Below are 21729 nucleotides of genomic sequence, written 5' to 3'. Positions count from 1 at the left end.
GCGCGATCAGTTGCTCAGCCCGCCGAACAGCGTCGGCAGGTCGAGCGGACGGAAACCGTAGTGCTGCAGCCAGCGCACATCGGCGTCGAAGAAGGCGCGCAGGTCCGGCATGCCATATTTCAACATGGCGATGCGGTCGATGCCCATGCCCCAGGCGAAGCCCTGATACTCGTCCGGGTCGAGCCCGCCGGCCCGCATGACGTTCGGATGGACCATGCCGCAGCCGAGGATTTCCATCCAGTCATCGCCCTCGCCGAAGCGCACCTCGCCGGGCCGCGAGCGGTCGCACTGGATGTCGACTTCCAGCGACGGCTCGGTGAACGGGAAGAAGCTCGGACGGAAACGCATCTTGACCGACGGCACCTCGAAGAAGGCCTTGCAGAACTCCTCCAGCACCCACTTCATGTTGGCGACGTTGGCGGTCTTGTCGATCACCAGCCCTTCGACCTGATGGAACATGGGAGAATGGGTGGCGTCCGAATCCTGCCGGTAGGTCTTGCCGGGAATGACGATGCGGATCGGCGGCTTCTGCTGCTCCATGGTGCGGATCTGAACCGGCGAGGTGTGGGTGCGCAGCACCTTGCGCTCGCCCTTGTCGTCCGGCTGGAAGAAGAAGGTGTCGTGCATCTCGCGCGCCGGATGGCCTTCGGGGAAGTTCAGCGCGGTGAAATTGTAATAATCGGTCTCGATATCCGGCCCTTCGGCGATGGCGAAGCCGAGGTCGCCGAAGATGGCGGCGATCTCGTCGATCACCTGGCTGATGGGATGGATGCGCCCGCGCTCGGCGGGCGAGGCGCGCACGGGAAGCGTGACGTCCACCTTTTCGGCTTCCAGTCGTGCGGCGATGGCCACGTCGCGCAGCTCGGCACGGCGCGCGGAGAGGGACTCGGTGACGCGGGTCTTGATGCCGTTGATCAGCGGGCCCTTGACCTGCCGCTCTTCCGGGCTCATCGCGCCCAGCGTCTTCAGGAGTTCCGAAACCGAGCCCTTCTTGCCCAGCGCCGAAACCCTGATCGCCTCGAGGGCCGTTTCGTCGCCTGCGCCGGCAATCGCATCCGACAGCGTTCGTTCGAGTTGGTCGATATCCGTCATGATTGTCCTCTTGGCCGCTCGCGGCCGGTGGCTTGAAGGGAAGACGCGGACGCCGGGGCGGCATCGAGCGCGCTTTTCAGGAAAGAGGTGGCCTGCACGGCGTAGAGCGCATCCTTGCCAAGCAGGTTTTCGGGCAGCAGGCGCAACGGCGTCATCCAGCGATGGAAGAAACCGACAAGCCGTGACAGGGCCGGGACCACCGCTGCGGGCGCAGCGCCGCGCCAGGCCGAGAAGGCGCGCATTTGCGTGCCCGGCAAGGCGGCGCGTGACGATATTTGCAGGAACAGCAGCCACAGGTCGCGGGCCTGCGCCATCGACAGGTCCATCACCGCTTCGGGCTCCTCCTCGAAATCGAGAAAGCCGACGCGATCATCCTGCAAAAACATGTCGCGCGGATGCGGCCTGCCATGACAGAGCCCGGCGCGGTGCGCCTCGCCCAGCGCCCGCGCCAGTTTCACCAGCAGGTCGTCATGGGCGGCGGCGTCCACGCAGAGCAGGTCGCCCAGACGCTTCTGGGCAGTCGCCCCGACATCGGAAAGCACCAGCACGGATGGCTCGCTGTACACTATGCCGGCCACCGGGAAACCGGCGGTGCGGAAGCGTTCCATCTTGTTGCGCTCGCGCTCCAGCCCGGCCTGCCCCTGGGCGCGGGCGGAGGAGCGCAGGAACATGGGCAGCAGGGGCGAGGCCAACGCGTGCAGCACCTTGCCATAGGGCATGCGCTCGACATCGTAGCGCTTGATCCAGACGCGACGGCCCCCGACCTCGGCACACGCAACGCGCAGATGCGCATTCGCGGCCACGAGGCCCGGCAAGCTTGCCAGAGCTTCGGCGGAAAGCGTCCCTGTGCTGTCGTTTGCGTGCGTGCTCATCGCATCCCATAAGAAAACCCGCGCCAGCCTGCCAGCGCGGGTTTCCCAAATCGTTATGTTGCAGAAAGCTTCGGGAAAACGCTGGCTTAAGCTACAGCGCTCTCAAAAGCATTCGGCGTGGTGTCCTTGAGGTACTCAAGCGCGGTCTTCGACTTCGCCACCAGCGCGGCGAAAGCCTGCGGCTCATGGATGGCCATGTCGGACAGCACCTTGCGGTCGATTTCGATGCCGGCCTTGTTGAGACCGTCGATGAAACGGCCGTAGGTCAGGCCGTGCTCGCGCACCGCAGCGTTGATGCGCTGGATCCACAGAGCGCGGAAGTTGCGCTTGCGGGCCTTGCGGTCGCGATAGGCGTATTGCAGCGACTTCTCCACCGCCTGCTTGGCGATGCGGATGGTGTTCTTGCGGCGGCCGTAAAAGCCCTTGGCGGCCTTCAGAACCTTCTTGTGCTTGGCGTGGCCAACCGTGCCTCTTTTCACGCGCATGTCATGATCTCCTTAAAATCGTTCCAACCGGCTCAGAGGCCGCCGCCGTTAGGCAGGTAGTTCTTGATGACCTTCTTGGCGTCCGGCTCTGCGAGAACCATGGTGCCGCGGGCATCGCGGATGAACTTGTTGGTACGCTTGATCATGCCGTGGCGCTTGCCGGCGGCCTGGGCCAGCACCTTGCCGGTGCCGGTGATCTTGAACCGCTTCTTGGCGGACGATTTGGTCTTCATCTTGGGCATTTTGCTTGTCTCCTTGTCGGGCGGGATCGCCCTTGTCTTCGCTCCGGACCGACCAAAGTCCGGAAAGCAAGCGAAACCGCCACGGCATGCCCTGCCGGGCGGTTTTCATGAACGGCGGGTCTATACGGCAAAGCGAGCCAAAGCGCAACACCTTGCCGCCAAAGCGAAAGCCGGCTTACGGAACGGTGAACAGCACCGGCAGCATACCAGCCATCTGGGCGCTGTCGATGGACTCGAAAACCGGCATCGCCAGCAGGAACACCAGTCCGTCCAGCAGGGTGGTTTTAAGCAGGCGCGGGCGGAACGAGCCTGTGTCGCCCTCGTCATAGAGCGACAGGTCGGGAATGAAGCGGGGAACGCGGGAGAGATAGGCTTCGTAGGGCGCGCCAAGCACGTCCTTCAGGAAACGCTCCTCGCGCAGGATCACGAAACGGAAGGCGAAGGCGCACAGGAACGCGAAGCCGAACATGGCCGTCAGCGAGCCCATCTGCGCGCCGACGCCGGCGGCCGCCAGCGTCGAAAACACATAAAGCGGATTGCGGGTTATCGAGTATGGGCCACCCGTCACGACCTCGGCCGACTTGCGTCCGCCGATATAAAGGGTCGCCCAAAGCCGTCCGACTATACCAAGGAAAATCAGCAGCACGCCGAACATTTCTATGGTTTCGTGGACGACGGATTCAGGCGGATAGGTCGACTGGCCGACCAGCAACAGGCTGCATAACAGCACGATCAAAACCGCAAGCACCCTACGGCGTGCGCGCTGATAATTGCTCAGCCCTGGCCTGCCCGGCGCGGCCTCACCCTGAGAATGCGCCGCACCTTCGCCCATGACGGTCTCCGTTCACAATGTCGGGACGCCGTCATGAGCACGGGCTTGCGGCAGGATCATGGCGGCCGCCCGCAGGCGACGGCATCCGGCCCGAAAAATAACGGGCCTTTCGGGACCGCGCTTCAGCGCGGCGCAAGCACCATCATCATCTGGCGGCCTTCGAGCTTCGGCTCGGCCTCCACCTTGGCGATCGTCGCGGTTTCCTCACGAACCCGGTTGAGGAGTTGCATGCCAAGTTCCATATGGGCCATTTCGCGGCCTCTGAACCGAAGCGTGACCTTCACCTTGTCGCCGTCCTCGAAGAACCGTCGCGCGGCCCGCATCTTGACCTCATAATCGTGGTCGTCGATGTTCGGGCGCATCTTGACCTCTTTGATCTCGATGACCTTCTGGTTCTTGCGGGCTTCCGCCGCCTTCTTCTGGGTGGCGTATTTCAGCTTGCCCAGGTCGAGGATCTTGGTGACCGGCGGATTGGCGTTGGGGGAAATCTCAACGAGGTCCAGCCCGGCCTCTTCGGCGAGCAGGAGGGCTTCGCTGGTGGCAATTTCGCCGCGGTTGTTGCCGTCGGCATCGATAAGCTGGACGCGGGGGACCTTGATGTCCCGGTTAGCGCGCGGCCCTTCCTTGGTGGGCGCTGCTGCTTTGAAAGGTCTGCGAATGGTCGTATTCTCCTCGAATTGTTGATACGGCGGATGCGGAGGCGCCTATGCAGGAAGCACGTGCGCGGTGTCAATAGCACAGCAGACAACGAAAATCACCATAATCCACGATGTCAACCGGCCATTCATATTCGCCTGTTGCGAATCGGGAAATCGCGAGGCGGCTTTTCCAGCCGGCCAGCCTGTGCCACAACACGCGGCCTGAACAGGAGCATATCATGACCGCATCGCAAGTCGAGTTTCTGGATGTCGACGGCATGGAGATCGCCGTGCGCCGCCAGGAGGGTGATGCGCCCGGCGTGGTCTGGCTGGGCGGGTACAAGTCGGACATGCTCGGCACCAAGGCCGAAGCGCTGGCCGAATGGTGCACGGGACAGGGCCGCGCCTTCATACGGCACGACTATTCCGGCCATGGCGAATCAGGCGGAGAGTTCAAGGACGGCACGATCTCGAAATGGCTGCGCGAGAGCCTGGCCGTGTTCGCCCGCTATACGCGCGGACCCCAGGTGCTTGTCGGCTCGTCGATGGGCGGATGGATTGCGCTGCGCATGGCGCAGGAACTTCTCAAGGCCGGCGAGAACCGCGTCAGGGGGCTGGTGCTGATCGCGCCAGCGCCGGATTTCACCGCCGAACTGGTCGAGCCCTCGATGACGGCGGCGCAGCGTGAGGACCTGGCAAGCCAGGGCTATTTTCAAATCCCTTCCGAATATGTGGACGAGCCTTACATCTACACGCGCGCGCTGATTGAGGACGGGCGCGACAATCTGGTGATGAACGGTCCGATCGACACCCATTGCCCGGTCCATATCCTGCAAGGGATGCAGGACGAATCCGTGCCGCACGCCCATGCGCTGAAGCTGGTCACACTGCTTCCCGCAGACGACGTCACGCTCTCGCTGGTGCCGGACGGCGATCACCGCCTGTCACGGCCACAGGACATCGACCTGCTGGTTTCGGCGGTAAACGACATGGCCGCGCGGGCCGCCCACCAGAACGACTGACTTTCTCTTCCCGTACGAGTTTCCGTCAGATGCGCATATCCATCCCCGTATCCGCCTTCGTGGCGGCGATCGTCGGCTTCGGCGGAACGCTCGCCATCGTCATCGCCGCCGCCGCGGCGGTTGGCGCGACCCAGTTGCAGACGGCGAGCTGGGTCACGGCGCTGTGCCTCGCCATGGCCTTCGAGACGGCATGGCTGTCATGGCGCACGAAAATGCCGGTCATCACCGCATGGTCGACGCCGGGCGTGGCCCTCATCGCCGCCTCCAGCGGCTTTTCCATGGGCGAAGCGGTCGGGGCTTTTCTCGTCACCGGCGCGCTTCTGGTGGCGACGGCCCTGTTTCGGCCGCTGACCCTGCTGATTTCGCGCATTCCCGCATCCGTCGCTTCGGGAATGCTGGCCGGCATCGTCGTCACCTTCGCCACGGAAGCGGCGAAAACGGCGCCCGTCGATCCATGGCTGATCGTGCCGCTGATCGCCGCCTTCTTCGTGCTCAGGCTGGTCAATCCGGCAATTTCAGTGCTGGCCGTGCTGATCGGCGGCGGCGCGGCGGCGTTCCTGACCGGGCGCGTGGGCGGCCTTCCGACCCCCGAACTGTCGACGCTGACGTGGATCTGGCCGGAATTTTCGGCCGGCGCGATCGTCGGCCTTGCCGTGCCGCTCTATCTGGTCACCATGGCCTCGCAGAACCTGTCGGGTCTGGCGGTGCTGCGCGCCTCCGGCTACGAGCCCGATCCCGCGCCGCTGATCGGGGTGACCGGTCTGTTTTCGGTGCTGACCGCGCCGTTCGGCGCCTCCACCACCAACCTCGCCGCGATCTCCGCCGCCATCTGCACCGGCCCGGACGTGCATCCCGATCCGGCCGAGCGCTGGAAGACCGGACCATTCTACGCTCTCGCCTATCTCGTCTTCGCCATCTTCGGCGCTTCGCTGGTGGCGATCTTCGCAGTGCTGCCGCAAAGCCTGATCGTGCTGGTGGCGGGACTGGCGCTGCTCGGCCCTCTCGCCAACGCGCTCACCATTGCGCTTCAAAAGGACGGGGAGCGCATGGCCGCCACCGTCACCTTCGCCGTCACAGCCTCGGGCGTCGTCCTGTTCGGCGTCGGCTCCGCCTTTTGGGGACTGGTGGCGGGCCTGATCGTACTGGGCCTCGACAGGTTGAAAAAATAGAAGCAATCCCCGTAGCTTGGCCGGATCGTTCCGATTTTGTCTTGAATCGCCTTTTTTCGCTTCCCATCTCGTTTTTCAGGCAGCCCGACCGGCTGGCTCCAACTGAAGGAACGCGAAAAACATGAACACGACTGCACTGATCCGCCCGGCATGGACGCCGGCGACCATCGCGCTGATGGTGATCGGCTTCATGGTTTTCTGGCCTCTCGGCCTCGCCATGCTCGCCTACATCATCTGGGGCGACCGGCTCGAAGGCTTCAAGAAGGACGTCAACCGCGCGACCGACGGCCTGTTCTCCGGCTGCCGCCGCGGCGCTGACAAGGCCCAGCGCTGGGGTAACCCCCGCACCGGAAACGTCGCCTTCGACGACTGGCGCGAAAAGGAACTGACCCGTCTTGAGGAAGAGCGCCGCAAGCTCGACGAGATGCTGGCCGAGTTCGACGAATATGCGCGTGAACTGCGCCGCGCAAAGGACCAGGAAGAGTTCGACCGTTTCATGGCCCAGCGCAACCGCTCGACCGCCCCGGCGACCACCGAAACCGCCACCGGGACGACCAGCGAAGCGTCGACCGGACAGGCTCCGAAGAAGCGCGGCAAGTCCAACGACAATCTGCTCGACGACTGAGCCTGAACCTTGTCTCCCCGGCAGACGGCGTCGCTTCGGCGACGCCGTTTGTTTTTGACGTGACTTCCTGCCGGGCTCGGCCCGCCAATCACCCCATCCATCCAGCCGGCGAATCGCCTATGGTGCGGCCATGTCCTTCGGCTTCTTTCGCAATCTCAATGGGGCCGCCAAGCCCGCGCCGCAACCGGTCGAACAGCGCGAGCACACGGTCGCCGGCCGCACGCTGCCGCTGCGCATCGTGGAAAACGGGCGGGCACGCCGTCTGACCCTGCGCATCGACGCCGGCGGGCAGGGCCTGCGCATCACCGTGCCGCCGGGCCTGCGGGGCGGCGAGGTCGACAAATTCCTGACCCGCCATCAGGGCTGGCTGGAAGAAAAGCTGGCGAAACTGCCGGACCGGCCGCAGGTGCGCCCCGGCATCAAGCTCCCGCTCTATGGCGTGCCGCACAGGATCGTGCATGAATCGGGCAAGCGCGGGCTGGCCTTGGCCGGCGAGGACGAGGCCGGCCCCGTGCTCATCGTCCATGGCGAGCCCGCCCATCTGCCAAGGCGCGTGGCGGACTTCCTCAAGCGCGAGGCTCGGCGCGAGATCGGCGCGCTGGTCGAGAAGCACACGGCGGCTGTCGGCCGCAAGGCCAGGGCGGTGCGCTTCAAGGACACGTCGAGCCGCTGGGGCTCCTGCACCGCCGATGGCGTGCTGTCCTTCTCATGGCGCATCATGATGGCGCCGCGCCCGGTCATCAACTACCTCGTCGCGCATGAGGTCGCGCACCTGCGCGAGATGAATCACGGCCCGAAATTCTGGAAGCTGTGCGAGGAATTGTGCCCGGATACCGAGCGGTGCAAGGCATGGCTGAAGCGCAACGGCTCGGCCCTTCAGGCGATCGCCTTCGAATAAGCGCCGCCGTCCTCAGTCGTCATTGGCGGCGTTGAGTTCGTCCGGGTGCAGCGACCCGCCCGTATGACGCGGCCAAGGCAGAAAATCGCGATCGAAGGCTTCGCCGCCGAAATAATCCAGCGCGCGCTGGCCTTCCGCGCCATCCATGCCGGCGCGTTCCAGGAGATACGCGATGACCTGGCGGGCCTGCGCCAGCTTTTCCTTCGCTTCGCGAGTGCTGTCGCCGGTCATCCTCGTTTCCTTTCCCGTAAGGCGGCCTGGAGCGCCGCGCGTCTTTTCGCTCCGATGCTCTAGCCGCGCCTGGCCTCCACGCAATCCCAGAACAGGGCGGCTATATCGGCGCCGCCGAAACGCGACACCTCACGGATACCGGTCGGCGAGGTGACGTTGATCTCCGTCATATAGTCGCCGATCACATCGATGCCGACCAGTATGAATCCGCGCTCCTTCAGCGAAGGGCCGATCGCCTCGCAGATCTCGCGCTCGCGGGCGGTCAGACCGGTCTTCTCGGCGCGGCCGCCGACATGCATGTTCGAGCGCGATTCGTGGTCGGCCGGAACGCGATTGATGGCGCCGACGGCCTCGCCATCGATGAGGATGATGCGCTTGTCGCCCTTGCGCACGTCCTTCAGATAACGCTGGACGATGAAGGGCTCGCGAAACATCTGCGAGAACATTTCCAGCAGCGACGAAAGGTTCTGGTCGTCGTCGCGCAGGTGGAAGATGCCTGCGCCGCCATTGCCGTAGAGCGGCTTGATGATGACGTCGCCATGCTGGCGGCGGAAGGCGGCCACTTCCTGCGGGTCCTTGGTGATAAGCGTCTCCGGCATCAGGTCGGCGAACTCGGTGACGAAGATCTTTTCCGGGCTGTTGCGCACCCATGCCGGATCGTTGACCACCAGCGTCTGCGGATGGATGCGCTCCAGCATGTGGGTGGTGGTGATGTAATTCATGTCGAAGGGGGGGTCCTGGCGCAGCAGGATGACGTCCATTTCCGACAGGTCGGCGCGAACCGGATCACCCAAAGTGTAGTGGCTGCCCTTTTCGTCGCGCACCGTCATCTCCTCGACGCGTGCGAACACCTTGCCATCGAGCATCGAGAGCCGGTCGGGCGTATAATGATAAAGGGAATGGCCACGCCGCTGCGCTTCCAGCGACAGCGCGAATGTGGTGTCACCGGCAATCGACACGGTTGAGATATGGTCCATCTGGACCGCGATCCTGAGCGGCATGGGGAAGGTCTCCGAAGTCACGAGGCGTGAGATATAGGCAAGTTGGCATTCCCTGCCAATGCGGCGTCGGGACGAAGAAGGCGGCCGCAGTGAAATAACATTCCATTCGATACCTTTCCTAAAGGCTTTGATGCCATGGTCCGCCCGACGATTCTTTTAAAAATTTCCAGGAAGCGCGATGAACATGCCGTTTGGCGGCCGGCAAGTCAGCAGAGACGGCAATGATCTGGCTTTTACCGACGCACTGACCGGTCTCGGCAATCACCGGCGCTTCTGCGACCGGGTCGATCGCCTGATCCGGGACCGCGCCGACGACCCCGCTCCCTTCGCCATCGGCATTCTCGACCTCGACGGCTTCAAGCCGATCAACGATCTGTTCGGCTATCAGGCCGGCGACGACATACTCGCCCAGATCGCCATGCGCCTGCGCGCCTCCATGGACGACCATTCCTCGGTTTGCCGCATCGGGGCGGACGAATTCGCCTTCCTGTGTCCGCTGGTGTTCAGCGAGGAGGCGGCGGCCGAAAGAGCGCGCACCCTGATCGAGATCCTGTCGGCTCCCTATGATGTCGGCGAGCGCACGGCCCGGCTTTCGGCTTCGGCCGGCTGCTCGCTGTTCTACTCGCAGGACGAAACCACCGGGATACTGCTCAGCAAGGCAGAAACCGCCCTCTATCACGCCAAGCGTTCTGGGCGCGGACAGGTCACCGTCTACACGCGCGAGATGGAGGAAGCCGCAAGGCGCCTCACCCATATCGAGCAGGCGCTCCGCCGCGCGGTTTCGACCGGCGAGGTGGAGCCGCATTTCCAGCCCATCGTCGACCTACCGACACGACGCATCATCGGCTTCGAAACGCTGGCGAGGTGGACCGACCCCGATCTCGGGCACGTCTCGCCGGCCATTTTCATCCCGATCGCCGAAGAGCGCGGCATAATCGGACCGCTCTCGCAGCTCGTGCTTCGCAAGGCGGCCGAAGCGGCGCGGGCCTGGCCGCAGGACCTGTTCCTGTCCTTCAACCTTTCGCCGTCGCAGCTCGTTGACCAGAACACCGGCCATCACATCCTGGCCATGCTGGAGCGCACCGGGCTCGATCCGCACCGGCTGGAGGTCGAGATCACCGAAACCGGGCTGATGAGCGATTCCGCCTCGGTCGCCAAGATCATCGACGACCTGCGCCGCCACGGCATCCGCGTCGCGCTCGACGATTTCGGCACCGGACAGTCCTCGCTCAGCCGCCTGCGCGAATTTCCGTTCGACAAGCTCAAGATCGACCGCGCTTTCGTCTCCTCCATGCTGGAGGACCGGCCGTCGCAACACATCATCCGCGCCATATTGTCGATGTGCGAGGGGCTCGGCATCCATGTCGTCGCCGAGGGCATCGAAGAGGAGAAGCAGGCAGAACTCCTGCTCGAATTCGGCTGTCAGGCCGGACAGGGCTTCCTGTTCGGAAAGCCGGTCGACGCCGCCTCCACGCTGGCCCTGCTTCACAGCCTGATGCGAAGCTTGCCGCAGACAGCCGTGAGCTGAGCAGCGCCGCCGACGGCCATTTTCCGAATCCTCCTGTATTCTGACGAATGCTTGTTGTCGGGATTTTCATGGAAATCCGCCACACCGCCGCAACATATCCAGCGCTTTGATCCGCCACCTCTTCCGTCGCGGCATGCAGATTCGCTCCCCGCCTCGCGATATTGACGTTTACGCAAACGTCAATCTTTGCTATGTCTGCGCCATTATCGGATTCAGTGCGCTGCGCGCGCCCGCATCATTCCCACGGGTGGAGGAACTGCATGCCCATCTACCAGTCACCGGTCCAGAACACGCTTTATCTTCTCAACGACGTTCTGGGTTACGCGAACCATGCCAACGTGCCCGGCTTCGCCGACGCCTCGCCGGACATGCTGGAAGCAATATTGGCCGAGGGCGCGAAGCTGGCGGAAAACGTCATGCTGCCGCTCAACCGCGTCGGCGACCTCGAAGGCTGCAAGCGCCATGACGACAGCTCGGTGACGACGCCGAAAGGCTTCCGGGAGGCCTATCAGCAATATCGCGAGGGCGGCTGGATGGGGCTGGCCATCCCGGCCGAATATGGCGGACAGGGCCTGCCCTATACGCTTCATGCCGCCGTCGGCGAATATCTGTCGTCCGCCAACATGGCGCTGATGATGTATCCGGGCCTCACCCAGGGCGCGATCGCCGCCATCCTCGTCCACGGCAGCGAGGAGCAGAAGCAGACCTTCCTGCCGAAGATGGTCGATGGCGCATGGACCGGCACCATGAACCTGACCGAGCCGCATTGCGGCACGGATCTCGGCCTGCTGCGCACCAGGGCGGTCCCGAACGGCGACGGCGCCTATCGCATCTCCGGCCAGAAGCTCTTCATCTCGGCCGGCGACCACGACATGAGCGACAACATCATCCATCTGGTTCTGGCCCGCATCGAGGGCGCGCCGGACGGTGTGAAGGGCATTTCGCTATTCATCGTGCCGAAGTTCCGCCTCGACGCCAACGGCGATGCCGGCGCGGACAACGGCGTGTCCTGCGGCTCGCTTGAAGAGAAGATGGGCATCCACGGCAACGCCACCTGCGTCATGAACTATGACGAGGCCGAAGGCTATCTGATCGGCGAGGAGAATGGCGGCCTGAAGGCCATGTTCGTGATGATGAACGAGGCCCGCCTCGGCGTCGGCCTTCAGGGACTGGCGATGTCGGAGATCGCGTACCAGAACGCCGCCGCCTATGCCCGTGAGCGGCTTCAGGGCCGCTCGCTGTCGGGTGCGAAGAACCCGCAGGGCAAGGCTGATCCGATCATCGTCCACCCCGATATCCGCCGCGCGCTGATGACCATGCGCGCCTTCAACGAAGCCGGCCGCGCTCTGCTTTTGTGGACGGCGCTGAATTCCGACATCGCCCATCGTTCCCAGGACGAGAAGGAGCGGCAAGCAGCCGACGACATGCTTGGCCTGATGACCCCGGTGGTCAAGGGTGTGCTCACCGACAAGGGTTTCGAGCACACGGTGATGGCTCAGCAGGTGTTCGGCGGGCACGGCTATATCGAAGAGCATGGCATGAGCCAGTTCGTGCGCGACGCCCGCATCGCCATGATCTATGAAGGCGCCAACGGCATCCAGGCGCTCGACCTCGTCGGCCGCAAGCTGGCGCTGAATGGCGGCCGCGCCGTGCAGGCCTTCTTCACGGAAGTGGGCGAGTTCTGCGAGGAAAACCGCGCCGACGAGAACCTCGCGCCCTTCACCAAGGCCATCAAGAAGGGCCTCAACGACCTGCAAGCCGCGACCATGTGGCTGATGCAGAACGCCGTCGCCAAGCCCGACAATGCGGGCGCGGCCTCGACCGACTATCTGCATCTCTTCGGCCTCGTCGTGCTGGGCTACATGTGGGGCCGCATGGCCAGGGCCTCGCAGGAGAAGCTGGCCACAGTCGCGGAAGACGCCGCCTTCCACGAGCACAAGATCGTCATCGCCCGCTACTTCATGGAGCGCGTCATGCCGGAGACCGCGGCGCATCTCGCCCGCATCTCCACCGGCTCCGACACCATGATGGCGCTGCCGGCGGAGGCGTTCTAGGATTTCAGGATTGGATGATCTCCCTTCGATTTCCATATGAGGGGGACGCTGGAGGAAAAGCATGACCAGTCCCGCCGAAATTCTGTCCGTGCCGAAGCCCGGCTGGGCCGGGGAAGACGTCGCCATGCTCTACGACATGGCGCACCGCTTCATGTCGGAAGAGATCGCGCCAAACTACGACGCCTACGAAAAGAACGAGATCGTCGATCGTTCCGCCTGGGAAAAGGCGGGCGCGGCGGGCCTACTGTGTCCTTCCATGCCGGAAGAGTATGGCGGCGCGGGCGGCAATTTCGCCCATGAGAGCGCCATCATCGAAGCGATCGGCCATGTCGGCGTCGACGGCTTCGGCATCGGCCTGCACAACGCCATCGTCGCCCCCTACATCCTCCACTACGGCTCGCAGGAGCAGAAGAAGAAATGGCTGCCTAAGCTGGCGAGCGGCGAACTGATCGGCGCCATCGCCATGACCGAGCCCGGCGCGGGCTCCGACCTGCAAGGCGTGCGCAGCCGCGCCGACAAGGATGGCGACCACTACCGCGTCAACGGCTCAAAAACCTTCATCACCAACGGCCAGCTCGCCAATCTGATCATAGTCGTCGTCAAGACCGACCCGGAAAAGGGCGCGAAGGGCACCTCGCTGATCGTTGTCGAGACCGATGGCGCGGAAGGCTTCGAGCGCGGCCGCAACCTCGACAAGATCGGGCTCAAGGCCAACGACACCTCGGAGCTGTTCTTCAACGACCTGCGCGTTCCGACCTCCAATCTGCTGGGCGGGGAAGAGGGCCAGGGATTCATTCAGCTCATGCAGCAACTGCCGCAGGAGCGGCTGATGATCGGCACCACGGCGATCGCCATGGCCGAGCGGGCGCTGGCGCTGACCATCGACTATGTCAGGGAGCGCAAGGCGTTCGGCCAGCCGATCCTTTCCTTCCAGAACACCCAGTTCAAACTGGCCGAACTGAAGACCGAAATCACCATCGGCCGCGTCTTCTACAATGACTGCGTGACGCGCCATCTGGCAGGCGGGCTCGATCCGGCCACGGCCTCCATGGCCAAATACTGGCTTTCCGAGCTTCAGGGCAGGGTCATGGACGAATGCCTGCAACTGCATGGCGGCTATGGCTACATGAACGAATATCCGATCGCGCGCATGTGGCGCGACGCCCGGGTGCAGCGCATCTATGGCGGCGCCAACGAGATCATGAAACTGCTGATCGCACGAAGCCTGTGAGGAATCCCATGTCGACCTATGTCGCGGAAATCGAGTGGACGGCCAATCCGGAGGAAAACTTCCGGGCCGGACGCTATTCGCGGGTGCATGAAATCCGCTTCGACAACGGCCTTGCAGTGCGGGCGTCGGCTTCGCCCAGCGTCGTGCCCCGCCCCTATGCCGATCCCACGGCGGTCGATCCGGAAGAGCTGATGGTGGCGGCGCTTTCCTCCTGCCACATGATGTCCTTCCTCGACCTGGCGCGTCGCGCCGGCGTCACCGTGCTCGCCTATCACGATGCGGCGGAAGGCGTTCTGGAAAAGCGCGAGGACGGGCGTGTCGCGCTGACGACGGTCACGCTGCGGCCCCGCATCGACTGCGACGCCGACCGCGCCACGCTCGACGACCTGCATCACAAGGCGCATGAGGTCTGCTTCATCGCCAATTCCGTCAGGACCGACGTTCACGTCGAGCCGGTTTTCGAACATTCAGGGAAGGAAGCACATCATGGCTGAAGCCTATGTCTATGACGCGGTGCGCACACCGCGCGGGCGCGGCAAGAAGGACGGTTCGCTGCACGAGGTGCCCGCGGTTCGCCTCGCCGCAAGGACGCTGGAAGCGATCCGCGACCGCAACGAGCTGGACACCGGCCTTGTCGACGACATCATCTTCGGCTGCGTCGATCCGGTCGGAGAAGCCGGCGCGGTGATCCCGCGCGCCGCCGCCTTCGAGGCCGGCTATGACACACGAGCCCCCGGCATGCAGATTTCGCGCTTTTGCGCCTCCGGCCTCGACGCCATCAATCTCGGTGCGGCCAAGATCGCCCAGGGCGCGGACGACCTCGTCATCGCCGGCGGGGTCGAATCGATGAGCCGCATCGGCATGGGCGCGGCCGGCGGCGCATGGTTCATGGACCCGTCGGTCGGCTTCCCCGGCTGGTTCGTGCCGCAGGGCATTTCGGCCGACCTCATCGCCACCAAATACGGCTTCTCCCGCGACGACGTGGACGCCTATGCGGTGGAAAGCCAGAAGCGCGCCGCCCATTCGTGGGAAAAGGGCTGGTTCAAAAACTCGGTCATTCCGGTCACGGACCAGAACGGCCTGACCATCCTCGACCGCGACGAGCATATGCGCCCCGACACCGACATGCAGGCGCTGGCTTCCCTCAACCCGTCCTTCGTCATGCCGGGCGAAATGGGCGGCTTCGACGCCGTGGCCGTGCAGAAGCACCCGGAGATCGAGGCGGTCAACCACGTCCACCATGCCGGCAATTCCTCCGGCATCGTGGACGGCGCGGCAGCCGTGCTGCTAGGCTCGAAAAAGGCCGGCAAGGCGATGGGCCTGAAGCCCCGCGCCCGCATCCGCGCCTTCGCCAATATCGGCTCCGAGCCGGTGCTGATGCTGACCGGCCCGGTCGACGTGACCGAAAAGCTGCTCAAGCGCGCGAAGATGAAAATCTCGGACATCGATCTGTTCGAGCTCAACGAGGCCTTCGCCAGCGTGGTGCTGCGCTATTGCCAGGCCTTCGACATTCCGCACGACAAGATCAACGTCGCCGGCGGGGCCATCGCCATGGGCCATCCGTTGGGGGCCACCGGCGCGATGATCCTCGGCACGGTGCTGGACGAACTGGAGCGGCGCGACCTCAACACCGCGCTGGTGACGCTGTGCATCGGTGCAGGCATGGGCACCGCCACCATCATCGAACGCGTCTGATCGGAGGGCAGGACAAATGACCTACAAGAATTTCACCGTCGAAACCGACGCGGACGGCATTGCGCTCGTCACTTGGGACATGCCCGAGCGCTCGATGAACGTCTTCACCGAAGAGGCGATGCGCGAGCTGGACAGCATCGTGGACCGCGTGACCGGCGACGCCGCGATCAAGGGTGCGGTCATAACCTCCGGCAAGGACACATTCTCGGGCGGCGCGGACATCACCATGCTGCAAAAGATGCTCTCGGTCTTCGCCGAGGAAAAGGCCACCGATCCGCAGAAGGCCACGCAGAAGCTGTTCGAGACCGCCGGCTATATGACCGGCCTGTTCCGCAAGCTGGAAACCTGCGGAAAGCCGTGGGTGTCGGCCATCAACGGCACCTGCATGGGCGGCGCTTTCGAGCTTTCGCTTGCGTGCCATGCCCGCGTCGCAGCCGACAGCGACAAGGTGAAAATGGCCCTGCCCGAAGTGAAGATCGGCATCTTTCCCGGCGCGGGCGGCACCCAGCGCGTGCCGCGCCTGACCGACCAGCAGCAGGCCTTGCAGATGCTGACCAGCGGCCAGACGCTGACCCCGAAGAAGGCAAAGTCGATGGGCCTGATCACCGAGGTCGCCGAACCGGCCAAGCTGGTCGAGACCGCCAAGGGTCTTATAAAGAACGGCCTTTCCGCCGTTCAGCCATGGGACCAGAAGGGCTTCAAGCTGCCCGGCGGGCCGATCTATTCTGCGGCGGGAGCCAATCTGTGGCCGCCAGCCATCGCCATCCTGCGCCGCGAGACCTATGGCAACTATCCGGCCGCCGCCGCGATCCTCAAATGCGTCTATGAGGGCCTGCTGGTCCCGTTCGATACAGCGCTTCGCATCGAACAGCGCTATTTCACGCAGATCATGCAAAGCCCGGAAGCGGCGGCCATGATCCGCTCGCTGTTCATCTCGCTTCAGGAGTTGAACAAGGGTGCGCGTCGTCCTGAAGGCGTGCCGGAAACGAAGTTCAAGAAGATCGGCGTCATCGGCGCGGGCTTCATGGGCGCGGGTATCGCCTATGTCACGGCCAAGGCCGGCATCCCCGTGGTGCTGCTCGACCGCGATCAGGCTGCCGCCGAAAAGGGCAAGGCTCATTCGGAGAGCCTGCTGGACGGCGCGATCAAAAAGGGCCGCGCGACACAGGCCGACAAGGAGAAGCTTCTCGCGCTGATCACGCCGAGCGCCGACTATGCCGACCTCAACGGTTGCGATCTTGTGGTCGAAGCCGTGTTCGAGGATTCGGGCGTCAAGAAGGCCGCGACCGAACAGGCGGAAGCGGTGCTGAAGTCGGCGGCCATCTTCGCCTCCAACACCTCGACCATTCCCATAACCGCGCTTGCGAAGAACTCGGCGCGCCCGAAGAACTTCGTCGGCATCCACTTCTTCTCGCCCGTGGACAGGATGATGCTGGTCGAGATCATTCTCGGCAAGAAGACAGGCGACAAGGCGCTGGCCGTGGCCATCGACTATGTGCGGGCGATCAAGAAGACGCCGATCGTGGTCAACGACACGCGCGGCTTCTTCGTCAACCGCTGCGTGCTGCGCTATATCGCCGAGGCCTACAAGATGCTGATCGAGGGCGTTCCCGTCGCGATGATCGAGAACGCCGCCAAGGCCGCCGGCATGCCGGTCGGGCCGCTGTCGCTGAACGACGAGACGGCCATCGACCTCGCCCAGAAGATCATGAAGCAGACCATGCGCGATCTGGGCGAGAAAGCAGTCGACCCCCGGCAGATGGCGCTGATCGACACCATGGTCGACAAGCATGGCCGGCTCGGCCGCAAGAACGGCAAGGGCTTCTACGATTATCCGGAAAAACCGGCGAAGAAGCATCTGTGGCCGGGGCTGAAGGACCTCTACCCGCAGCGGAATCCCGACGACATCGACTATGAAGAGCTGAAACAGCGCTTCCTCGTCGTCATTGCGCTCGAAGCGGCGCGGGTGATGGAGGAAAAGATCGTCACCGACCCGCGCGAGGCGGATGTCGGCTCGATCCTCGCCTTCGGTTTCGCGCCCTACACGGGCGGCGTGCTTTCCTATATCGACGGCGTCGGCGTGGCGAATTTCGTCAAAAATGCCAAAAAGCTGCAAAAGAAATACGGGGCCGAGTTCAAGCCGCCGAAGCTGCTTCTCGACATGGCCGACAAGGGCGAAACTTTCTACCGGCGCTTCAACCCTTATCAGGATTCCGAAGCGAAGAAGGCGGCCTGACGTCGCTGGACGACTTCCATTGAAGCCGGTTCCGGGCGGAGCGAGAGGCGCTTCGCCCGATATCATGCGAGCGCGGAAACATACGGGAAGGTGAAACGCAATGTATGTCTGGGCGCGTCTGGCGCGGACGATGGCCACAGCGAAAAGCCGTGGCGACTATCAGGTCGGCACGGAAAGCCGGCTTGTCTTCCGCTGCCTGCCGACGGACATCGACCTCAACCTGCATCTCAACAACGCACGCTACATGATGCTGGCCGATGTCGGCCGTATCGACCTGTTCATGCGCTCCGGTCTCGGCAAAATGATACGCCAGCGCAAATGGGCGCCAATGCTCGGCGGCCTGCAAACCGTTTTTGTGCGCGAGATCCGCCTCTGGCAGCGGTTCCATGTCTATTCCGCCATCGAGACATGGCAGGGCACGCAGGCGCTGGGGCGTCACCGTTTCGTGCTGGAAAGCGGCGAGACTGCGGCGACAGTCATGACCACCGCCGGCGTCTACGACAGGCCGGGACGGCGTTTCCTCCAAATGGACGAGGTGGTTTGCGCCCTTGGCGGCGACGCCCGGCCCCGCCCTCTCGATGAGGACGAGAAGGCCTTCCTGGCGTCGCATGTCGCAATGCGCTCCGCCGCGCGGGGGCGAAGCTGACGGGACGCACCCTCGCGGGTGGACAAGCCGGGGACCTGAGGATAAAAATCGACAGGTATTTTTTCCTGTTCAGGAGTTTCAGGGCGCATGCTCTCGCATGAACGCGTATGGGCCGCCATAGACGCGCTTGCCGAGCGCCATTCCCTTTCGGTGTCGGGCCTTGCCCGGCGCGCCGGTCTCGATTCGACCGCCTTCAACAAGTCCAAGCGCCTGTCCTCCGACGGGCGGCCACGCTGGCCTTCGACCGAATCACTGGCCAAGATCATCGAGGCGACCGGCTCGTCGCTGGACGAATTCATATCGCTGATCGACGGCAGGAAAGCCATTTCCGACGCCCTGCCGATGCAGAGGTCCACAGTGCCGCTGGTGGGTTTCGCGCAGGCCGGCGCAGGCGGCTTCTTCGACGATTCCGGCTTTCCGGTTGGCCATGGCTGGGATCTGATCGAACTGCCAGCGCCCGCCGGCGGTCCCGCCTATGCGCTCAAGGTGCAGGGCGATTCCATGCTGCCGCTCTATCGCGACGGCGACGTGCTGATCGTCGAGCCGGGAGCCAGCCTGCGCAAGGGCGACCGCGTGGTTGTCAGGACCACCTCCGGCGAGGTCATGGCCAAGGTGCTCAGCCGCCGGACAGCCAGAACGATCTCGCTCGTCTCGCTCAATCCAGAGCACCCGGATCGCGAATTCCCGGTCCAGGAGCTGGAGTGGATGGCGCGCATCGTATGGGCGAGTCAGTAGGGATGAGGCCGCTGCATGCGGGGTTCGCCGTGTTCTGCCTGCTGGCGATGGGCGCGCTGGTCGTTGCGGGCGGCAAGGCGCTCAATCCACGAAATGACAGCATGAAGCCGCAGTCCGAAAGCGGCATCGTCTTCGATATGGACATAGAAGACGTGCCCGAACCGGAGCCGGAGATCGCACCCGATGCGGCCGAAACGCCGCCGGAGCGGCAGCCTTCCCTCCCCTCCTCGCGGCCGATCGAACCGGAGGTGATCGCCCCGCCGCAACTGGACCCCACCGAGCTGGAGCGCCTGCCGGCGCGCGAACCGTTGAGCGATCTTTCGCTCGCCGTCCCACCTCCGCCCAGGCCCGATGTCGAATGGAAAGGCACGACGCTGTTTCGCCCGCTCGCCACCGGCGCGGGGCGCATCAGGGCGCAGGGGCGAACCGTGACCATCGCCGGCGTCGAACTCGTGGGACCGGAGGAAAGCTGCGCCGATCAGGGCAGGCAATGGCCGTGCGGCGCCCGTGCGATGACCGCCTTCCGGGCCTTCCTGCGGGGCCGCGCGGTGATCTGCGACATACCAGGCGAGGCGGACAGCGGCGATTTCACCGCCCGCTGCCGGCTGGGCAAGCAGGATATCGGCGAGTGGCTGGTGGCGAATGGCTGGGCGCGCGCGCCGGCCGACAGTCCCTATGCGCAGGCCGGCGAAAAAGCAGAGAAAGGCAGAAAAGGCGTATATGGCCACGCGCCGGATCTTTCCGGCCTGCCGCCGCCACCGCCTTCGGGCGGCGTGCAAAGCCCGGCGGCGCCGGACAGCATCATCGAGCTGACCGACCCTTCCGAATCCGCGCCGCTTACGCCGCCAGACGGCCTTCCAGAGCCTTCCCGATAAGCTCGCGCGTCTCAGCGACGCCATAAAGGGCGGCGAAAGAGCCGAAACGCGGCCCGCGCTCCTGACCGATCAGCACCTGATAGATCATCTGGAAGAAGGCGACGGACACGCCGGGGCCGCCCTCCGGGCTCTTTTTCGCATGGTCCTGATAACGCTCGATGGCGCGCGCCACATTGAGCGCCGCATTCTGAATCGCCTCGCCGCCGGCTCCTTCCGGCAGATCGCCCAGCGCCTGCGACAGCTTCGCCAGCGCATCGCGCTCCACCTCGTCCGGCGCGCGATAGACCTTCGACGGCTTCACGAAATCGTCGAAATAGCGGATCGCATAGCCGGTCAGCCTGTCCAGCTCGGGATGCGTCTGCGGCGTCGCGCCCGGCGCATAGCGCGAGATGAAGCCCCACAGCACGTCCTTGTTTTGCGCATTGGAAACGCTGACCAGATTGAGCAGCAGCGCAAACGGCACCGGCAGGTCGATCGCCGGCGGATTGCCGCTGTGGATGTGCCAGACCGGATTGCCGAGACGGTTCTTCCAGTCCTGCTTCGGATAGGCCGAGAGGAACTGGTAATACTCGTCCACGGCGCGCGGAATCACGTCGAAATAGAGCTTCTTGGCCACGCGCGGCTTCTGGAACATGTAGAGCGCCAGGCTCTCGGTCGGGGCATAAGTCAGCCATTCGTCAATGGTCAGCCCGTTGCCCTTGGACTTGGAGATTTTCTGGCCGGTTTCGTCGAGGAACAATTCGTAGACGAAATGTTCCGGTGCGCGCCCGCCGAGGATTTCGCAGATGCGGTCGTAGATCACGGCATTGGTCTGATGATCCTTGCCGAACATTTCGAAATCGACGTTCAGCGCCGCCCAGCGCATGCCGAAATCCGGCTTCCATTGCAGCTTCACCGCCCCGCCGGTGACCGGCAGCGTGGTCTCCGCGCCGTCCTCGTCGTCGAAGGTCACGGTCCCGGCCCTGGCGTCGACATGCTTCATCGGCACGTAGAGGACGCGCCCGGTTTTCGGCGAGATCGGCAGGAAGGGGCTGTAGGTGGCCTGGCGCTCCTCGCCAAGCGTCGGCAGCATCACCGCCATGATGTCGTCGAAGCGCTCGGCGGCGCGCAGGAGAACCGCATCGAAGCGGCCTTCCCTGTAATAGTCGGTCGCGCTGGCGAATTCGTAGTCGAAACCGAAGGTGTCGAGGAAACGGCGCAGCATCGCATTGTTGTGATGGCCAAAGCTCTCATAGTCGCCGCCAAACGGATTGGGCACCGAGGTCAGCGGCTTGTGCAGATAGGGCTCGAGGAAGGCGCGGTCCGGCACGTTGTCCGGAATCTTGCGCATGCCGTCCATGTCGTCGGAGAACACCAGAAGCCGCGTCTTCACCTTGTCCCCGGTGAGGATGCGGAAGGCGTGGCGCACCATGGTGGTGCGGGCCACCTCGCCAAACGTGCCGATGTGCGGCAGGCCCGAGGGGCCGTATCCGGTCTCGAACAGGATCGTTTCCGGGAATCCGGTTTTCGCATAGCGGGCGACGATTTTTTTGGCTTCCTCGAACGGCCAGGCCTTGTTCTGCGCCGCAGCGGCGAGAAGTTCCGGGTTGAAGTCGAGGATGTCGTTTCCGGCCATGTTGTTG

General features: G+C 64.1%; 22 protein-coding genes. 13 read left to right on the top strand and 9 right to left on the bottom strand.

The features are described 5' to 3' along the window. Positions 1 to 6 precede the first annotated feature (6 nt). From pheS to infC, 6 genes are all read right to left on the bottom strand, one after another. A complete protein-coding gene (gene pheS / locus ABID44_RS10485; RefSeq protein ID WP_354151656.1) occupies positions 7 to 1092 on the bottom strand; it encodes a phenylalanine--tRNA ligase subunit alpha in 1086 nt (361 codons plus the stop codon). Then, positions 1089 to 1964 (bottom strand): BUD32 family EKC/KEOPS complex subunit, encoded by an 876-nt coding sequence (locus ABID44_RS10480; protein ID WP_354151655.1) that lies wholly within the window; start codon positions 1962 to 1964, stop codon positions 1089 to 1091. Before ABID44_RS10480 ends, pheS begins: the two co-directional genes overlap by 4 nt. An 86-nt stretch (positions 1965 to 2050) precedes the next feature. After that, on the bottom strand, positions 2051 to 2449 hold the full coding sequence (rplT, locus tag ABID44_RS10475; RefSeq protein WP_354151654.1) for a 50S ribosomal protein L20: 399 nt from the start codon (positions 2447 to 2449) through the stop codon (positions 2051 to 2053). A 32-nt stretch (positions 2450 to 2481) separates the two neighbouring features. Further along, positions 2482 to 2691, bottom strand: coding sequence for a 50S ribosomal protein L35 (gene rpmI / locus ABID44_RS10470; RefSeq protein ID WP_354151653.1), 210 nt, complete (start codon positions 2689 to 2691; stop codon positions 2482 to 2484). A gap of 175 nt (positions 2692 to 2866) precedes the next feature. Next, entirely contained in the window at positions 2867 to 3523 is a 657-nt protein-coding gene (locus tag ABID44_RS10465; RefSeq protein WP_354151652.1) for a methyltransferase family protein, read from the bottom strand. Between the two features lie 122 nt (positions 3524 to 3645). Next, entirely contained in the window at positions 3646 to 4182 is a 537-nt protein-coding gene (gene infC, locus ABID44_RS10460; protein ID WP_354151679.1) for a translation initiation factor IF-3, read from the bottom strand. 218 nt (positions 4183 to 4400) lie between these two features. On the opposite strand from infC, the gene ABID44_RS10455 reads away from it, so the two are divergent. The 4 genes from ABID44_RS10455 to ABID44_RS10440 all read left to right on the top strand — a co-directional run bounded on the left by ABID44_RS10455 (position 4401) and on the right by ABID44_RS10440 (position 7875). Continuing rightward, the gene (locus ABID44_RS10455) at positions 4401 to 5183 is read left to right on the top strand and encodes an alpha/beta hydrolase (protein ID WP_354151651.1); all 783 of its coding nucleotides are present in this window, start codon (positions 4401 to 4403) and stop codon (positions 5181 to 5183) included. 29 nt (positions 5184 to 5212) lie between these two features. Then, positions 5213 to 6352, top strand: coding sequence for a benzoate/H(+) symporter BenE family transporter (locus tag ABID44_RS10450; RefSeq protein ID WP_354151650.1), 1140 nt, complete (start codon positions 5213 to 5215; stop codon positions 6350 to 6352). A 121-nt stretch (positions 6353 to 6473) separates the two neighbouring features. After that, a complete protein-coding gene (locus ABID44_RS10445) occupies positions 6474 to 6977 on the top strand; it encodes a DUF2852 domain-containing protein (protein ID WP_354151649.1) in 504 nt (167 codons plus the stop codon). A gap of 130 nt (positions 6978 to 7107) precedes the next feature. Next, positions 7108 to 7875, top strand: a complete 768-nt coding sequence (locus ABID44_RS10440; RefSeq protein WP_354151648.1) for a M48 family metallopeptidase — start codon at positions 7108 to 7110, stop codon at positions 7873 to 7875. Positions 7876 to 7887: 12 nt separating this feature from the next. Here the strand turns inward: ABID44_RS10440 and ABID44_RS10435 are convergent, their stop codons facing one another. Continuing rightward, positions 7888 to 8106 (bottom strand): hypothetical protein, encoded by a 219-nt coding sequence (locus ABID44_RS10435; protein WP_354151647.1) that lies wholly within the window; start codon positions 8104 to 8106, stop codon positions 7888 to 7890. Positions 8107 to 8165: 59 nt separating this feature from the next. Continuing rightward, positions 8166 to 9107 carry a glutathione synthase gene (gshB, locus tag ABID44_RS10430; protein WP_354151646.1) on the bottom strand — a complete coding sequence of 314 codons (942 nt, stop codon included), beginning with the start codon at positions 9105 to 9107 and terminating at the stop codon, positions 8166 to 8168. 178 nt (positions 9108 to 9285) lie between these two features. On the opposite strand from gshB, the gene ABID44_RS10425 reads away from it, so the two are divergent. The 9 genes from ABID44_RS10425 to ABID44_RS10385 all read left to right on the top strand — a co-directional run bounded on the left by ABID44_RS10425 (position 9286) and on the right by ABID44_RS10385 (position 20107). Next, complete coding sequence (locus tag ABID44_RS10425) at positions 9286 to 10635, top strand: putative bifunctional diguanylate cyclase/phosphodiesterase (RefSeq protein WP_354151645.1); 1350 nt, start codon at positions 9286 to 9288, stop codon at positions 10633 to 10635. Between the two features lie 260 nt (positions 10636 to 10895). Continuing rightward, positions 10896 to 12689 carry an acyl-CoA dehydrogenase C-terminal domain-containing protein gene (locus ABID44_RS10420; RefSeq protein ID WP_354151644.1) on the top strand — a complete coding sequence of 598 codons (1794 nt, stop codon included), beginning with the start codon at positions 10896 to 10898 and terminating at the stop codon, positions 12687 to 12689. A 61-nt stretch (positions 12690 to 12750) separates the two neighbouring features. After that, positions 12751 to 13920 (top strand): acyl-CoA dehydrogenase family protein, encoded by a 1170-nt coding sequence (locus ABID44_RS10415; RefSeq protein ID WP_354151643.1) that lies wholly within the window; start codon positions 12751 to 12753, stop codon positions 13918 to 13920. A gap of 8 nt (positions 13921 to 13928) precedes the next feature. Then, complete coding sequence (locus ABID44_RS10410) at positions 13929 to 14414, top strand: OsmC family protein (protein ID WP_354151642.1); 486 nt, start codon at positions 13929 to 13931, stop codon at positions 14412 to 14414. Beyond that, positions 14407 to 15615, top strand: coding sequence for an acetyl-CoA C-acetyltransferase (locus ABID44_RS10405; RefSeq protein WP_354151641.1), 1209 nt, complete (start codon positions 14407 to 14409; stop codon positions 15613 to 15615). The genes ABID44_RS10410 and ABID44_RS10405 overlap by 8 nt, the downstream gene beginning before the upstream one ends. 16 nt (positions 15616 to 15631) lie before the next feature. After that, positions 15632 to 17851: a 3-hydroxyacyl-CoA dehydrogenase NAD-binding domain-containing protein gene (locus tag ABID44_RS10400; protein ID WP_354151640.1), complete on the top strand. Its 2220-nt coding sequence runs from the start codon at positions 15632 to 15634 to the stop codon at positions 17849 to 17851. A gap of 100 nt (positions 17852 to 17951) precedes the next feature. Continuing rightward, positions 17952 to 18497, top strand: a complete 546-nt coding sequence (locus tag ABID44_RS10395) for a thioesterase family protein (RefSeq protein ID WP_354151639.1) — start codon at positions 17952 to 17954, stop codon at positions 18495 to 18497. A gap of 87 nt (positions 18498 to 18584) precedes the next feature. Continuing rightward, positions 18585 to 19232, top strand: a complete 648-nt coding sequence (locus ABID44_RS10390) for a S24 family peptidase (protein WP_354151638.1) — start codon at positions 18585 to 18587, stop codon at positions 19230 to 19232. A gap of 2 nt (positions 19233 to 19234) precedes the next feature. After that, the gene (locus tag ABID44_RS10385) at positions 19235 to 20107 is read left to right on the top strand and encodes a thermonuclease family protein (protein ID WP_354151637.1); all 873 of its coding nucleotides are present in this window, start codon (positions 19235 to 19237) and stop codon (positions 20105 to 20107) included. Here ABID44_RS10385 and ABID44_RS10380 read toward each other — a convergent pair. Next, positions 20070 to 21722: a lysine--tRNA ligase gene (locus ABID44_RS10380; protein ID WP_354151636.1), complete on the bottom strand. Its 1653-nt coding sequence runs from the start codon at positions 21720 to 21722 to the stop codon at positions 20070 to 20072. The two genes, ABID44_RS10385 and ABID44_RS10380, sit on opposite strands and share 38 nt — an antisense overlap. Positions 21723 to 21729: the final 7 nt, after the last annotated feature.

The organism is Aquamicrobium ahrensii (assembly GCF_040545755.1).
Lineage (GTDB): Bacteria > Pseudomonadota > Alphaproteobacteria > Rhizobiales > Rhizobiaceae > Mesorhizobium > Mesorhizobium ahrensii.
The sequence above is the reverse complement of the archived record's forward strand: the minus strand, read 5'-3'. Positions and strand labels throughout refer to the sequence as shown.